This is a genomic window from Chryseobacterium echinoideorum (assembly GCF_007474535.1).
GTDB classification, from domain to species: Bacteria; Bacteroidota; Bacteroidia; order Flavobacteriales; family Weeksellaceae; genus Chryseobacterium; species Chryseobacterium echinoideorum.
Map to the genome: position 1 here is coordinate 1 of NZ_VKNW01000029.1, position 1,330 is coordinate 1,330.

The window sequence follows — 1,330 nt, forward strand, 5'->3', positions numbered from 1 at the left end:
AACCAATACCGATATTTATCCAATAGATTTTAATATAATCGGGGTTGCCCCCAAAATTAAAATACAGTATAACGGCTTAATGTCTTATCGTGGCAATCCGGCAAGTTTCTACGTAGGAAAACCAACTTTTGAGCTGCCCAATAATGTAGTCCTGGTGAAACAGTAGCGAAAAACAAAGGCTTTCTTAATATGATTGCCTTTATTTTTTTATATTAAGAGTTTTATGCTGCAACATGCATCGGTACTCAGCATCATGACGGCTCCAATTACGAGAGCTGCCCTATTTATCAGGGACTGGAACAGGGAACGCCTCCCATTCTCTACACGATTGTAACCACCACCTGTATAGACCAGAAGGATGATGTAATTACCCCGATTGATACAGGCGGGGGAAGTGGCGGCGGTCCCGGCGGAATTTACACCCCTCCTACAAACAACAACCCGCCATGTACAGGAACAATCATCCCGACCGACCCACAACCTGGTTTTACCGATGAGAACGGCTGTACGATAGGTTTGCCGAGTTTGCCAAACTTACCTTTTACGATTGATCCTTGTGAAAAGCTGAAAAAAACGACAGATCTTACAGAGTTTAAAAATAATATTATTTATCTTGAAGGAAAAATAGGTGAAGATCATGAATTTGGAAACAGACTGGGTAATCCGCAACCCGGAACAGGGCAAACAGGAATACAAAATGAGCAATTTGAGGGTCAACCCGATACCAAAGTTGTCAATATCCCTACCAATCAATATACATTTGCAGTAATGCATACCCATTATGGCGATTTGTATCCCTTATTCTCCCCTCAGGATATGATGTTTTTTAACAGTTGGATTACCGGAGCCATTGCTTACAACAATAATCCCCTTAATACGACCAAAATAAATATCAACCGATTGAACATGACACTAGTTACCAATTATGGAAATTATCTCCTATCTTTCGATGGTGCGATTGCTGATCCCTTACCTAATTATACACCACAACAGCTTAAAGATTTAGAGGACTATTATAAGATATATTTAAATAATGCTAAAACCAATATCGGCTACGATAACAATAAAATGGAAAGAGAATTTTTGGCTTTTGTCAACAAATATATGAATATGCAAGGATTGAAGCTGTATAAAGTAGAAGATACAGGCAATACAGAAATATACTTAGAAAATGGAAACAGAAAAACAAAAAAATGTCCTTAATTTTAAAACAAATAATTAAATGAAAAATATAATCTTATTTAACCTGAGTTCGGGATAATAATTGAGATAAACTTTGTAAAAAATAGCAATAATTCGTATATTTAAGTTTCTGACATTCAAATATTTA

1 protein-coding gene is annotated in these 1,330 nt (G+C 36.5%); it reads left to right on the forward strand.

The window, feature by feature from the left end:
- Positions 1-525 precede the first annotated feature (525 nt).
- The gene (locus FOL89_RS17450; protein ID WP_144284027.1) at positions 526-1,203 is read left to right on the forward strand and encodes a hypothetical protein; all 678 of its coding nucleotides are present in this window, start codon (positions 526-528) and stop codon (positions 1,201-1,203) included.
- Positions 1,204-1,330: the final 127 nt, after the last annotated feature.